This window comes from Pseudomonas mediterranea CFBP 5447, from assembly GCF_000774145.1.
In the GTDB taxonomy this organism is placed as follows: Bacteria; Pseudomonadota; Gammaproteobacteria; order Pseudomonadales; family Pseudomonadaceae; genus Aquipseudomonas; species Aquipseudomonas mediterranea.
Genome location: NZ_KN322984.1, coordinates 154,207 through 167,889 on the forward strand (window position 1 = coordinate 154,207; position 13,683 = coordinate 167,889).

Annotated in this window: 13 protein-coding genes; 7 read left to right on the top strand and 6 right to left on the bottom strand. The window is 60.1% G+C overall.

All coding sequences use genetic code 11. The features are described from left to right. Nucleotides 1–50: 50 nt before the first annotated feature. The gene (locus N005_RS10580; RefSeq protein WP_047701158.1) at nucleotides 51–653 is read right to left on the bottom strand and encodes a peroxiredoxin; all 603 of its coding nucleotides are present in this window, start codon (nucleotides 651–653) and stop codon (nucleotides 51–53) included. Nucleotides 654–950: 297 nt separating this feature from the next. Between N005_RS10580 and N005_RS10585 the strand changes: the two genes are divergently transcribed. Both N005_RS10585 and bfr read left to right on the top strand, forming a co-directional pair. Continuing rightward, nucleotides 951–1,169 (top strand): bacterioferritin-associated ferredoxin, encoded by a 219-nt coding sequence (locus tag N005_RS10585; RefSeq protein ID WP_041020240.1) that lies wholly within the window; start codon nucleotides 951–953, stop codon nucleotides 1,167–1,169. 199 nt (nucleotides 1,170–1,368) lie between these two features. Beyond that, nucleotides 1,369–1,842, top strand: a complete 474-nt coding sequence (bfr, locus tag N005_RS10590; protein ID WP_041020241.1) for a bacterioferritin — start codon at nucleotides 1,369–1,371, stop codon at nucleotides 1,840–1,842. A 215-nt stretch (nucleotides 1,843–2,057) separates the two neighbouring features. Here bfr and grxD read toward each other — a convergent pair whose 3' ends face one another. From grxD to N005_RS10605, 3 genes are all read right to left on the bottom strand, one after another. Continuing rightward, nucleotides 2,058–2,399, bottom strand: coding sequence for a Grx4 family monothiol glutaredoxin (gene grxD / locus N005_RS10595; protein WP_047701159.1), 342 nt, complete (start codon nucleotides 2,397–2,399; stop codon nucleotides 2,058–2,060). Nucleotides 2,400–2,498: 99 nt separating this feature from the next. Next, nucleotides 2,499–4,607, bottom strand: a complete 2,109-nt coding sequence (locus N005_RS10600; RefSeq protein WP_047701160.1) for a molybdopterin oxidoreductase family protein — start codon at nucleotides 4,605–4,607, stop codon at nucleotides 2,499–2,501. A gap of 131 nt (nucleotides 4,608–4,738) precedes the next feature. Next, nucleotides 4,739–5,023, bottom strand: a complete 285-nt coding sequence (locus tag N005_RS10605; RefSeq protein WP_047701161.1) for a hypothetical protein — start codon at nucleotides 5,021–5,023, stop codon at nucleotides 4,739–4,741. Nucleotides 5,024–5,427: 404 nt separating this feature from the next. Here N005_RS10605 and argF point away from each other — a divergent pair, with 404 nt between their 5' ends. Together argF and N005_RS10615 are read left to right on the top strand one after the other, a co-directional pair. Further along, nucleotides 5,428–6,348, top strand: a complete 921-nt coding sequence (gene argF / locus N005_RS10610; protein ID WP_047701162.1) for an ornithine carbamoyltransferase — start codon at nucleotides 5,428–5,430, stop codon at nucleotides 6,346–6,348. Further along, nucleotides 6,345–7,454 (top strand): ABC transporter ATP-binding protein, encoded by a 1,110-nt coding sequence (locus tag N005_RS10615; RefSeq protein WP_047701163.1) that lies wholly within the window; start codon nucleotides 6,345–6,347, stop codon nucleotides 7,452–7,454. Before argF ends, N005_RS10615 begins: the two co-directional genes overlap by 4 nt. A 215-nt stretch (nucleotides 7,455–7,669) precedes the next feature. Here the strand turns inward: N005_RS10615 and N005_RS10620 are convergent, their stop codons facing one another. Continuing rightward, a complete protein-coding gene (locus tag N005_RS10620; protein ID WP_047701164.1) occupies nucleotides 7,670–8,452 on the bottom strand; it encodes a PhzF family phenazine biosynthesis protein in 783 nt (260 codons plus the stop codon). A 115-nt stretch (nucleotides 8,453–8,567) separates the two neighbouring features. Further along, on the bottom strand, nucleotides 8,568–9,038 hold the full coding sequence (gene ybaK / locus N005_RS10625; protein WP_041020248.1) for a Cys-tRNA(Pro) deacylase: 471 nt from the start codon (nucleotides 9,036–9,038) through the stop codon (nucleotides 8,568–8,570). Nucleotides 9,039–9,235: 197 nt separating this feature from the next. Between ybaK and glpK the strand changes: the two genes are divergently transcribed. The 3 genes from glpK to glpD all read left to right on the top strand — a co-directional run bounded on the left by glpK (nucleotide 9,236) and on the right by glpD (nucleotide 13,374). Continuing rightward, nucleotides 9,236–10,741 (top strand): glycerol kinase GlpK, encoded by a 1,506-nt coding sequence (gene glpK / locus N005_RS10630; RefSeq protein WP_047701165.1) that lies wholly within the window; start codon nucleotides 9,236–9,238, stop codon nucleotides 10,739–10,741. Between the two features lie 94 nt (nucleotides 10,742–10,835). Beyond that, nucleotides 10,836–11,591 carry a DeoR/GlpR family transcriptional regulator gene (locus tag N005_RS10635; RefSeq protein WP_047701166.1) on the top strand — a complete coding sequence of 252 codons (756 nt, stop codon included), beginning with the start codon at nucleotides 10,836–10,838 and terminating at the stop codon, nucleotides 11,589–11,591. 244 nt (nucleotides 11,592–11,835) lie between these two features. Further along, on the top strand, nucleotides 11,836–13,374 hold the full coding sequence (glpD, locus tag N005_RS10640) for a glycerol-3-phosphate dehydrogenase (protein WP_047701167.1): 1,539 nt from the start codon (nucleotides 11,836–11,838) through the stop codon (nucleotides 13,372–13,374). Nucleotides 13,375–13,683 lie beyond the last annotated feature (309 nt).

A 13,683-nucleotide genomic window follows, 5' to 3' on the forward strand; every position in this document is an offset into this window, starting at 1 on the left:
CCCATAAAAAAACCGGCCCCTTGAGGCCGGTTTTTTTATGCCAGGTTCGCTTACAGCTTGTCGCCGTGCTCACCCAGGTAAGCAGCAACGCCTTCTGGCGAAGCGGTCATGCCCTTGTCGCCTTTTTTCCAGTTGGCAGGGCAGACTTCGCCGTGCTCTTCGTGGAATTGCAGAGCGTCGACCAGACGGATCAGCTCTTCCATGTTACGACCCAGTGGCAGGTCGTTGACGATCTGCGAACGGACCACGCCTTTGTCGTCGATCAGGAATGCACCACGGAACGCCACGCCGCCTTCGGACTCGACGTCATAGGCCTTGGCGATTTCGTGCTTCATGTCGGCAGCCATGGTGTATTTCACCTGGCCGATGCCCCCGCCGTTGATTGGCGTGTTGCGCCAGGCGTTGTGGGTGAAGTGGGAGTCGATGGAAACGGCAATCACTTCCACGTTACGGGCCTTGAAGTCGTCCATGCGGTGGTCCAGGGCGATCAGCTCGGACGGGCAGACGAAGGTGAAGTCCAGCGGATAGAAGAACACCAGGCCGTATTTGCCTTTGATGGCCGAGGACAGGGTGAAGCTGTCGACGATTTCGCCATTGCCAAGAACGGCAGGAACGGTGAAGTCAGGGGCTTGCTTGCCTACGAGTACGCTCATTGGATATCTCCTGGTGTAGTAACGTGAAAAATCAAGGTTCGCATCAGCCTGCCACCCTCCGGCGACAGCCCTGTGACACGAACCTGCTTCGCAAGGACCGACCATCATACACCGCGCATTTGGACTGTCCTCAACGGTTTTTTGGCGTTATCGAAAAATCGCCAGAGTGCCACTAAAAAACCGTTCGTCAGCCCGACGCCGCTCTAGCCCAGGCACTTCAGAAACCACTTTGACAATCATTCTCGTTAACATTAAGATCCGTCTCAATTGAGTCACAACCAGCGACGGTTCTCACTTATGTATGTATGCCTCTGCACTGGCGTCACCGACGGGCAAATCCGCGAAGCGATCTATGAAGGTTGCTGCAGCTATCGCGAAGTCCGCCAGGCCACCGGCGTAGCCAGCCAATGCGGCAAATGCGCCTGCCTGGCCAAGGAAGTGGTTCGCGAAACCCTCGCCAAGGTGCAAACGGCCCAGGCGTCGATCCCCTTCCCCGTGGAATTTACCGCCGCTTGATAAACAGCTTTTTAAAGAACCGGACTCAGTGTCCGGTTTTTTTATGCCTTTAAATCAATTGCTTAGCACCAAGACGCGGAACACAAACATTCTTATTCCGATTAATTTTCATTTATTATTCAATAACTTAGGTTTGACACCCGTAAATGCGCAGCTCAAACTCCGCCTTATACACAGCTATTACAGGGCAGGCCTCACCATGAAAGGCGACGTTACAGTCATCCAGCATCTCAACAAGATCCTCGCCAATGAACTGGTCGCAATCAACCAGTACTTCCTGCATGCACGCATGTACGAGGATTGGGGCCTGAACAAGCTGGGCAAGCACGAATACCACGAGTCCATCGATGAGATGAAACACGCGGACAAGCTGATCAAGCGCATCCTGTTCCTCGAAGGCCTGCCGAACGTCCAGGACCTGGGCAAACTGCACATCGGCGAACACACCCGGGAAATGCTCGAGTGCGACCTGCGTATCGAACGCACCGGCCATGCCGATCTGAAAGCCGCCATCGCTCACTGCGAAAGCGTTGGCGACTTCGGCAGCCGTGAATTGCTGGAAGACATCCTCGAGTCCGAGGAAGAGCACATCGACTGGCTGGAAACCCAACTGGGCCTGATCGACAAAGTGGGTCTTGAGAATTACCTGCAATCGCAGATGGGCGAAGAATAACCTTCGCTGGAAATGAGCCATTAAAAAGCCCCGCCCTCTGATGAGAGGCGGGGCTTTTTAATGGCTACTAATCCACTGTGGGAGCGAGCCTGCTCGCGATGGCGGTGCATCAGCCGCCATCACTGGTATCTGACCCGCCGCTATCGCGAGCAAGCTCGCTCCCACAGGGTACGGGTTCAACCTCAGTATGCGTGTTGAACCCGGACCATCGTAAATCAGGCTTCGGTCTTCTTCGCCTCAGCTGCTCGCACAGCGTCCTTGATCGCGGTCTGCAGAGAGCCGTCAGCGGCCATCTCGGTCATGATGTCGCTACCACCGATCAGCTCACCCGCGACCCACAGTTGTGGGAAGGTCGGCCAGTTGGCGTATTTTGGCAGGTTGGCACGGATTTCCGGGTTCTGCAGGATGTCCACGTAGGCGAACTTCTCGCCACATGCCATTACCGCCTGGGCAGCCTTGGCCGAGAAACCGCACTGCGGCGCATTCGGCGAGCCTTTCATGTAGAGCAGGACGGTGTTGTTGGCAATCTGATCTTTGATCGTTTCGATGATATCCATGGAGCACCTCGGCTTAAACTTCGCGACTTAAGTCGTCGACACGGTGGCGCATTGTAACGGAAAGCCGAGCAAGGTGCTCGGTCTCCTCCAGAGACAAATTCACGCAGCCGCCACCGTCACCGGCACGCCATTGAGCGCCGCATTGCCGGACAACTCGTCCAACTGGCGGTCATCGGTCAGGTCATTGGCGCTGGAGCCCGGCTGTTCGCTGGCAATGCCCATCTGCACACCCGGGCGGGCATGCCCCCAACCATGAGGCAGGCTGACCACGCCTTTCATCATGTCCGGGCTGCCCTGCACTTCGACTTCGATCACTCCCACCCGTGAACTGACCTTCACCCGCTGCCCATCACTCAGCCCGCGACTGGCCAAGTCATCCGGGTGCATCAGTAACTGGTGACGCGGCTTGCCCCTCACCAGCCGATGGAAGTTGTGCATCCAGGAATTGTTACTGCGCACATGCCGACGGCCAATCATCAGCAACTCGTCCGACTTGGGGGCCGGCAACGCGGCGAAACGCTCGATGTCGGCGAGAATCACCGCGGGAGCGGCCTGCACCCGGCGGTTTTCGGTCTTCAGTCGTGGTGTCAGGTTAGGCTTGAGCGCCCCCAGGTCGATGCCATGAGGATGGTCGAACAGCGTCGCCAGGGACAGCTTGTGCGGTGAAGCCTCTCCGTAAGCGCCCGCCCGCAAGCCGAGGTCGATCATTTGCGCTGGCGGCATGGTCGGCTTGAGTTCCTTGCCGGTCCTGGCGGCAAAGGCCTTGGCCAGGCCGACAAAAATCTCCCAATCGTGCAGTGCGCCCTCGGGCTTGGGCAAGATGGCCCGGTTGAAACGGGTGACGTTGCGCACCGCGAACAGGTTGAACGTGGTGTCGTAATGGTCGTTTTCCAGGGCGGAGGTCGAAGGCAGGATCAGGTCGGCATAGCGCGTAGTTTCGTTGATGTACAGATCAATGCTGACCATAAACTCCAGCCCGTCCAGCGCCTGCTCCAGTTGCCGCCCGTTGGGCGTGGACAGCACCGGATTGCCGGCCACGGTGACCAATGCCCGGACCTGGCCTTCGCCCTCGGTGAGCATTTCCTCGGCCAGGGTCGACACCGGCAGTTCGCCAGAGTACTCGGGACGCCCGGACACACGGCTCTGCCAGCGGTTGAAATGCCCGCCCGAGGTACTGGCAACCACATCCACCGCCGGCTCGGTGCACAGCGCCCCGCCAACCCGGTCCAGGTTGCCGGTGACCAGGTTGATCAGCTGGATCAGCCAGTGGCACAGCGTACCGAAAGCCTGGGTCGAGACGCCCATCCGCCCATAGCAGACAGCCGATGGTGCGGCCGCGAAGTCCCGGGCCAATTGACGAATCTGCGGTGCCGGCACCGCACAGAGCGGGCTCATCGCCTCGGCGGTGAAAGTTGCGACAGCCTGGCGCACATCCTCGAGGCCATCCACCGGCAAGTGGCTGTCACGGGTCAGGCCTTCGCTGAACAAGGTGTTGAGCAAGCCAAACAGCAGCGCGGCGTCACCACCGGGGCGCACAAACAGATGCTGGCTGGCCATGGCCGCCGTTTCGCTGCGACGCGGATCGACCACCACCACCTTGCCACCACGGGCCTGAATCGCCTTGAGGCGCTTTTCGACATCCGGCACGGTCATGATGCTGCCATTGGACGCCAGCGGGTTGCCGCCCAGAATCAACATGAAGTCGGTGTGATCAATGTCCGGGATCGGCAGCAACAGGCCATGGCCGTACATCAGATGGCTGGTCAGGTGATGGGGCAACTGGTCCACCGAAGTCGCCGAGAAGCGGCTGCGGGTCTTCAGCAAGCCCAGGAAATAGTTGCTGTGGGTCGTCAGCCCATAGTTGTGCACGCTGGGGTTGCCCTGGTAGACCGCCACCGCGTTCTGGCCGTGGCGCTCCTGAATGGTCGCCAGCCGTTCAGCGACCAGTGCGAATGCGTCGTCCCAGGCAATGGGCTGCCACTCGCTGCCAATGCGCTGCATGGGTTGGCGCAAACGATCCGGGTCGTTCTGGATATCCTGCAGGGCCACCGCCTTGGGGCAGATGTGGCCACGGCTGAAGTTGTCCAGCGGATCACCCTTGATCGAGGTGATCGCCAGGCTCTGGCCTTCGGTTTCGGTGGTTTCCAGGGTCAAGCCGCAGATGGCTTCACACAGATGGCACGCACGGTGATGAAGAGTCTTGGTCATGGCCAGTCTCTGTTTTATTCGTGGCGGCCGCTTTCGGCCGCGGGAACAAAACTATGGCGCGTGATCAGCGCCTTTGCCAGCGAGGTGCGTCCTGTGAATTGCCGGGCATCAGGCGTACCGATGAACTGGCATCACTGCTCCGGGGGCGGAGCCAGCAGCTGGATCTCTTCGACGGTCTGCACCTGTTCCTGGGCGATAGGCTCTCCCGTCAGCTCACCGATCAAGCGCCAATGCTCGTCGAGCCCGCCGCTGATGGTGGCCATGCGATCGATCATTCGGCGACCGGCGGCCTTGATGACTTCATCGTCGCTGCGCAACAACTCGAATGACATGGACGTCACCGAAGCGGTGAGGTGAGTCAGGGAGCGTGCCGTCAGCCCCAGCAGCTCCATCAGTTGTTGCTCTTTCGAATCCATTTCGAAGCTCCTGCGTCTAGGGGTTCTTTTATAACCCAGCCCTTTTGCATTAGGAAATGTTTCGCACTGACCAACAGACAGGCGAATCATTGAGCGACAGGTCATAAAGCGACCACCAGGTATGCCAGGCCCGTCCCGACTGATTGCCAAGCTGCGCAACGCCAGTGTACAAATGAGTCGCTGCTGTCAGGAAACCGGCCTCAAACATGTCATCCCAACCTGGCGATGACCCCGCTGAAATCCCCAAAAACCGTAGCCCTATTGGTAAGACGCGACATTTAATGTCAATATCGCGCCTTCCCTTATTTTCGTCGCCCCCGTGCGGCTTTTGCCGCAGGTCTCGCCCGTTTTTCCTTAAACAAGGCTTTGAGTATCTGCGGTCCGTTACAAAAAGGTAGTCAATCATGAGCGCAAGGCACTTTCTCTCCCTGATGGATCTCACGCCCGATGAGTTGCTCGGCGTGATCCGTCGAGGCGTGGAGCTCAAAGACCTGCGTAACCGCGGCGTACTGTTCGAGCCCCTGAAGAACCGCGTACTGGGCATGATCTTCGAGAAATCATCGACCCGTACCCGTATTTCGTTCGAAGCCGGCATGATCCAGCTCGGCGGCCAGGCGATCTTCCTGTCGCCCCGCGACACCCAGCTGGGCCGTGGCGAGCCGATCGGCGATTGCGCCATCGTCATGTCGAGCATGCTCGACGTGGTGATGATCCGTACCTTTGCCCACAGCACCCTGACCGAATTCGCCGCGCATTCCCGTGTGCCGGTGATCAATGGGTTGTCCGATGACCTGCACCCCTGCCAGTTGCTGGCCGACATGCAGACGTTCCTGGAACACCGCGGTTCGATCCAGGGCAAAACCGTGGCCTGGATCGGCGATGGCAACAACATGTGCAACAGCTATATAGAAGCGGCGATGCAATTCGACTTCCAGTTGCGCATCGCCTGCCCCGAGGGCTACGACCCCAACGCCGAGCTGGTCGCCAAGGCCGGGGACCGGGTGACCATCGTCCGTGATCCGAAACTGGCCGTGGCCGGCGCGCACCTGGTGAGCACCGACGTCTGGACCTCCATGGGCCAGGAAGAAGAAACCGCCAAGCGCCTCGAGCTGTTCGCACCGCTGCAGGTCAACCGGGCCCTGCTCGACCTGGCGGACGCCGATGTGCTGTTCATGCATTGCCTGCCGGCCCACCGTGGCGAGGAAATCAGCTTCGACCTGCTGGACGACCCGCGCTCGGTCGCCTGGGACCAGGCCGAGAATCGTCTGCATGCACAAAAGGCCCTGCTTGAGTTCCTGGTCGAGCCGGCGTACCACCACGCATGAGTCATCCCCTGCTGTTGAACCTGCACAACCTGGCCTGCGGTTACCAGGACCAGCGGGTCGTGCAGAATCTCAACCTGCACCTCAATGCCGGCGACATCGGTTGCCTGCTTGGCTCGTCCGGCTGCGGCAAGACCACGACGCTGCGGGCCATTGCCGGCTTCGAGCCGGTACACGAAGGTGAAATCCAGCTGGCCGGGGAAACCCTTTCCCGCGCCGGCTTCACCCTGGCCCCGGAAAAACGCCGCATCGGCATGGTGTTCCAGGACTACGCGCTGTTTCCCCACCTGAGTGTCGCGGAGAACATCGCCTTCGGCATCCGCAAGCACCCGAACAAAGATCGCGTGGTGGAAGAGCTGCTGGAGCTGGTCAACCTGAAGAACCTGGGCAAACGCTTTCCCCACGAACTGTCCGGCGGCCAGCAACAACGCGTGGCACTGGCCCGAGCGCTGGCGCCGGAGCCACAACTGTTGTTGCTCGACGAACCGTTCTCCAACCTCGACGGCGAGTTGCGTCGCAAGCTCAGCCATGAGGTGCGGGACATCCTCAAGGCGCGCGGCACCAGCGCCATTCTGGTCACCCATGACCAGGAAGAAGCCTTCGCCGTGAGTGACCATGTCGGCGTGTTCAAGGAAGGTCGACTGGAACAGTGGGACACGCCCTACAACCTGTACCACGAGCCGTTGACGCCCTTCGTCGCCAGTTTCATCGGCCAGGGCTATTTCATCCGTGGCCGGCTCGAAAGCCCGGAATCGGTGCAGACCGAACTGGGTATCCTGCGTGGCAACCGGGCCTACACCTGGCCCGTCGGTGGCGCGGTGGACGTGCTGTTGCGGCCGGACGATATCGTCTATGCGCCGGACAGCCCACTCACCGCCCGGATCGTTGGCAAGACATTCCTGGGTGCTTCGACCTTGTACCGCCTGCAATTGCCGACGGGAGCGCAGCTGGAGTCGATTTTCCCGAGTCATGCCGATCACCAGATCGGCGCCAATGTCGGTATCCGCGTGTCGGCTGAACACCTGGTGCTGTTCCAGGCCTCGGGTAGCATGGCCGCGCAGATACCGGCGGTGGAAAGTGGGGTGCGGCGGTACAGCGCGGCTCATTGAGCCTGGCCCGAGCCGCCTTCTCTGCACTGTGCTCGGATCTTTGATCGTAGGGGCAACGGTCTTATCTTTGCCTCTGTCATCGCGAGCAGGCTCGCTCCCACAGGTCCTGGTGGTGTATGCGGAGGTTGCGTACAGCCCAAATCCTGTGGGAGCGAGCCTGCCCGCGGTAGCGGCCTGACAGCTGGCCTGACTCTCCCGGACGTACTCAGTTCAGCTCAGCCCAGCAACAAGGTCCCACTGGCCACCAGCATCGCATCCCCGCCAATCTTCACCCGCTCCCCCTCCAGCCGGCAGAACAGCGCGCCCCCCCTGGTCGAGCACTGATAAGCCGTCAGTCCCAGCTTGTTCAGGCGCTTGGACCAGTACGGAACCAGGCTGCAATGGGTCGACCCGGTCACCGGGTCCTCGTTGATCCCAATCGCTGGCGCAAAGTAACGCGAGACAAAGTCATGCCGGCTACCCGGCGCGGTCACGATAGCACCGGGCCACGGCAGTTTGGCCAAGGCCGCCATGTCCGGTTTGCAATCGAGCACCGCTTGCTCCGACTCCAGCACCACCATCAGCACACTGGATGAGAGGACGTCCACCGCCTCGACACCGAGGGCATTCTGCACGGCCAGGGAGGCGCCCAGTTCGCTGGGCACCATGGCCGGGAAATCCAGCCACAACCGGTCACCTTCGCGACTGACGCTCAAGGAACCGGATTTGCAGATGAAATCCAACCGCTCGGCAGTCTCGTGGTAGACCTCGAACAGCACATGGGCGCTGGCCAGCGTGGCGTGTCCGCATAACGGGACTTCGGTGGTGGGGGTGAACCAGCGGATGTGCCAATACTGGCCTTCGCGGACCAGGAACGCGGTTTCGGCCAGGTTGTGTTCTGCGGCGATCTTGTGCATCAAGTCATCGGCCAACCAGGCATCGAGCCGATAGACTATCGCCGGGTTGCCGCCAAACGGTCGGTCGCTGAACGCATCGACTTGATGAAACGCAAGCTGCATGGCCTTCTCCTTGTAGGGATCCTTGTTATAGAGGCGCGAGCATGAAGCGCCTTGAAGCTGTCACGCCAGTGACAGATCAAGTGAATTTTCACCCTACAGCGTAGCCCGCAAGAGATCAGGCGCGACCGATATCGGCGAACGCCGCCCCGGTATGCTCGGCCAGTACCCCTGGCGCCAGTTCCACTTCCAACCCCCGTCGCCCCGCGCTGACATAGATGCTGGCGAAGGGTTGGGCGGAACGGTCGATGAAGGTGCGCAGGCGCTTCTTCTGCCCCAACGGGCTGATACCGCCCAGCAGATAGCCCGTGGAGCGTTGCGCGGCGGCCGGGTCGGCCATCTCGACTTTTTTCACCCCGGCGGCGTGGGCCAGCGCTTTAAGATCCAGGCTGCCGACCACCGGCACCACTGCTACCAGCAACTCGCCTTTTTCACTGGCGGCCAGCAATGTCTTGAACACCTGCGCCGGATCCAACCCCAGCTTTTCCGCGGCCTCCAGGCCATAGGAGGCGGCCTTGGGGTCGTGTTCGTAACTGTGGATACGATGCTCGGCGCGCACTTTTTTAAGCAGATCCAATGCGGGGGTCATGACCGCTCCTGAAGAAATCAGAAAAGAGTGGGCCGGGATTCTAAGTCATACTTCACAGATAGTTGAAAATATGACCGAAGGTTCACTTTCAATCTTTGACAGCAGCGTTTCTTGTCTATATTTTTTCGAAAGTGAAAGCCAGACCGCATGTCTCGAACTCCATTCCGAGACCAGATTTACGTCCCAAGGCAATCGATATGACCGACATCCAGAACAAGAACTACATCATTGCCCTCGACCAGGGCACGACCAGCTCCCGCGCGATCATCTTCGACCGTGACGCCAATGTGGTCTGCACTGCCCAGCGCGAATTTGCCCAGCATTATCCCCAGGCCGGGTGGGTCGAGCATGACCCGATGGAAATCTTCGCCACCCAGAGCGCGGTCATGGTCGAAGCCCTGGCCCAGGCCGGCCTGCATCATGACCAGGTGGCCGCCATCGGTATCACCAACCAGCGTGAAACCACGGTGGTGTGGGACAAGACCACCGGCCGGCCGATCTACAACGCCATCGTCTGGCAATGTCGGCGCAGCACCGAAATCTGCCAGCAGCTCAAGCGCGACGGCCACGAGCCTTACATCAGCCAGACCACCGGCCTGGTCACCGACCCATACTTCTCCGGCACCAAGCTCAAGTGGATCCTGAACACCGTGGAAGGCAGCCGTGAACGGGCGCGCAACGGTGAACTGCTGTTCGGCACAGTCGACAGCTGGCTGATCTGGAAATTTACCGGTGGCAAGGTCCATGTCACCGACTACACCAACGCCTCGCGCACCATGCTCTTCAATATTCACTCCCTGGAGTGGGACGCGAAGATGCTGGACATCCTCGACATCCCCCGGGAAATGTTGCCGGAAGTGAAGTCCTCCTCGGAAATCTACGGCCGCACCAAGAGCGGCATTGCCATCGGTGGCATCGCCGGCGACCAGCAGGCCGCTCTCTTCGGCCAGATGTGCGTGGAACCGGGCCAGGCAAAAAACACCTACGGCACCGGCTGCTTCCTGCTGATGAACACCGGGGACAAGGCAGTCAAATCCAATCACGGCATGCTCACCACCATCGCCTGCGGCCCTCGCGGCGAAGTGGCCTATGCCCTGGAAGGCGCGGTATTCAATGGCGGTTCCACGGTGCAGTGGCTGCGCGACGAACTGAAAATCGTCAACGACGCCCTCGATACCGAATACTTCGCCAACAAGGTCAAGGACAGCAACGGCGTGTACCTCGTGCCCGCCTTCACCGGCCTTGGCGCACCGTACTGGGACCCTTATGCCCGTGGCGCATTGTTCGGCCTGACGCGCGGCGTGCGGGTCGATCACATCATCCGCGCGGCGCTGGAGTCGATTGCCTACCAGACCCGCGACGTGCTCGACGCCATGCAGCAGGATTCCGGCGAGCGCCTCAAGACCTTGCGCGTTGATGGCGGCGCGGTGGCGAACAACTTCCTGATGCAGTTCCAGGCCGACATCCTCGGTACCCAGGTCGAACGCCCGAAAATGCGCGAGACCACGGCCCTGGGCGCCGCTTACCTGGCGGGCTTGGCCTGCGGCTTCTGGGGCAGCCTGGAAGAATTGCGCGGCAAAGCGGTGATCGAGCGCCAATTCGAACCACAACTGGACCAACAGGCGAAAGAGAAACTCTACGCCGGCTGGAAAAAAGCCATCAGCCGCACCCGTGACTGGGAATCTCACGAAGACGCCGAGTAGCCTGAAACCGGCATGAAGAAGGGCTGAAACTGGTCGGGAGTGGATTCCTGCGGCATCATGGGCAAATTTTGCATGGCAGCCCAAAGGAAGCCCCATGAATCTGCCTCCCCGTCAGCAGCAAATCCTCGAACTGGTCCGTGAACGCGGCTATGTCAGCATCGAGGAAATGGCCCAGTTGTTCGTCGTCACCCCGCAAACCATCCGCCGCGACATCAATCAGCTGGCCGAGGTGAATCTGCTGCGGCGCTACCACGGTGGCGCAGCCTATGATTCGAGCGTTGAGAACACCGCCTATGCCATGCGCGCCGATCAGATGCGCGATGAGAAACAACGCATCGCCGAAGCCATTGCCGCGCAGATTCCCGATCACGCGTCGCTGTTCATCAACATCGGCACCACTACCGAATCCATCGCCCGGGCGCTGCTCAACCACAATCAGCTGAAAATCATCACCAACAACCTGCATGTGGCTTCGATCCTCAGCGCCAAGGACGACTTCGAAGTGTTGATCGCCGGCGGCAACGTGCGCCGCGACGGCGGCGTGGTAGGCCAGGCCAGCGTCGACTTCATCAACCAGTTCAAGGTCGATTTCGCCCTGGTGGGCATCAGCGGCATCGATGAGGACGGTAGTCTGCTGGACTTCGATTACCAGGAAGTCCGCGTCTCCCAGGCGATCATCGCCAATGCCCGGCAAGTGCTGCTGGCGGCGGACTCCAGCAAGTTCGGGCGCAACGCCATGGTCCGTCTCGGGCCCATCAGCCTGATTGACTGCCTGGTGACCGACCAGCAACCAGTACCGGCCTTGGTGCAGTTGCTGAACCAGCACAAGATTCGGTTGGAAGTGGTTTAAGGCAGCTTCAGCTGCTGTTTCCAGCTTCGAGAGATCGCAGGCTTCGCCAGCTCCTACAGCATATCGGTAGGAGCTGGCGAAGCCTGCGATCTTTTTTATGTTCGAAAATTTTCCTTTTGACGCCTTTCGATGAGTTTTTTCAATCGGGATCGACTAGCCGTTGCTGTATTAATGGACTAGTATTTTCGCAAATGAACATTTATGTTCGAATTCAAATGTTACGAACAGAGCCCGAGGCCAGCCGATGTCCACCTCCACGTTGCCTACGCCCCCTATCGCCGAAATCTACGACATCGCCGTCATTGGCGGTGGTATCAATGGCGTGGGGATTGCCGCGGACGCTGCCGGTCGCGGTCTTGCGGTGTTCCTTTGCGAAAAGGACGACTTGGCCAGCCACACGTCATCGGCCAGCAGCAAGCTGATCCACGGCGGGCTGCGCTACCTTGAACATTACGAATTCCGCCTGGTGCGTGAAGCGTTGGCCGAGCGCGAGGTGCTGCTAGCCAAGGCCCCGCACATCGTCAAGCAGATGCGTTTCGTCCTGCCCCACCGTCCGCACCTGCGTCCGGCCTGGATGATCCGTGCCGGCCTGTTCCTCTACGATCACCTGGGCAAGCGCGAACAACTCGCCGGCTCCAGGAGTTTGAAATTCGGTGCCGATAGCGCATTGAAAAGCGAGATCAGCAAGGGTTTCGAATACTCCGACTGCTGGGTCGACGACGCTCGGCTGGTGGTGCTCAACGCCATGGCGGCGCGGGAAAAAGGCGCGCACATCCACACCCGGACCCGTTGCGTGAATGCCCGCCGCAGCAATGGGCTATGGCATTTGCACCTGGAACGCGCCGACGGCAGCCTGTTTTCCATCCGCGCCAAGGCCCTGGTGAATGCGGCCGGCCCGTGGGTCGCCAAGTTCATTCGCGATGACCTGAAGATGGAATCGCCCTATGGCATTCGCCTGATCCAGGGCAGCCATGTGATTGTGCCGAAACTCTACGAAGGCGAACACGCGCATATCCTGCAGAACGAAGACCAGCGCATCGTGTTCACCATCCCTTACCTGAACCAGTTCACCCTGATCGGCACGACCGACCGCGAATACACCGGCGATCCGGCCAAAGTGGCGATTACCGACGGCGAAACCGACTACCTGTTGAATGTGGTCAATGCCCACTTCAAGAAGCAGATCAGCCGTGACGACATCCTGCACAGCTACTCCGGCGTGCGACCGCTGTGCAATGACGAGTCCGACAACCCGTCGGCCGTGACCCGGGACTACACCCTGGCACTCTCCGGCGGCGGCGCAGAGGCGCCCTTGCTGTCGGTATTCGGCGGCAAACTGACCACCTATCGCAAACTGGCCGAATCGGCCATGGCGCAACTGGCCCCCTACTTCACCCAGATGCGGCCGAGCTGGACCGCCGATGCCCCGTTGCCCGGCGGCGAAAACATGACCACCCCGCAGGCACTCTGCTCGGCGATCCGCGACAAGTTCGACTGGGTACCCACCGACCTCGCGCGCCGCTGGGCCACGACCTACGGCAGCCGTACCTGGCGCATGCTCGAAGGCGTGCACAACCAGAGCGACCTGGGAGAGTTGATTGGGGCCGGCCTGTACACCCGGGAAGTCGATTATCTGTGCAGCGACGAATGGGCCGTCGATGCCCGGGACATCCTGTGGCGTCGTAGCAAGCTGGGCTTGTTCACCAGCCCTGCCGAACAGGAAAAGCTGCAGCAATACCTGGACAAGGTCGCCCATAACCGCCGCAAGATCGAAGCGGCCTGACCGCCAGCCTGTTCGACCGAAGCCCCTGAATCCTGTGATTCAGGGGCTTTTTGCTGTCTGAAGTCCGCCACCGTCCCTGTGGGAGCGAGCCTGCTCGCGATAGCGGTGTGTCTGAATCAACAGATGCTGGATGTGCCATCGCTATCGCGAGCAGGCTCGCTCCCACAGGGGTTGATGCGGAATCAGACATTCGGTTTTCCGAACACGACCCGACAGTCGGTTCGGCTAACCGGATAATTTGCCCACGAAAAACCTGAAACAAAACATTAATACCCATATAAAACAATAGGTTAGTACGAACGTCCTGGC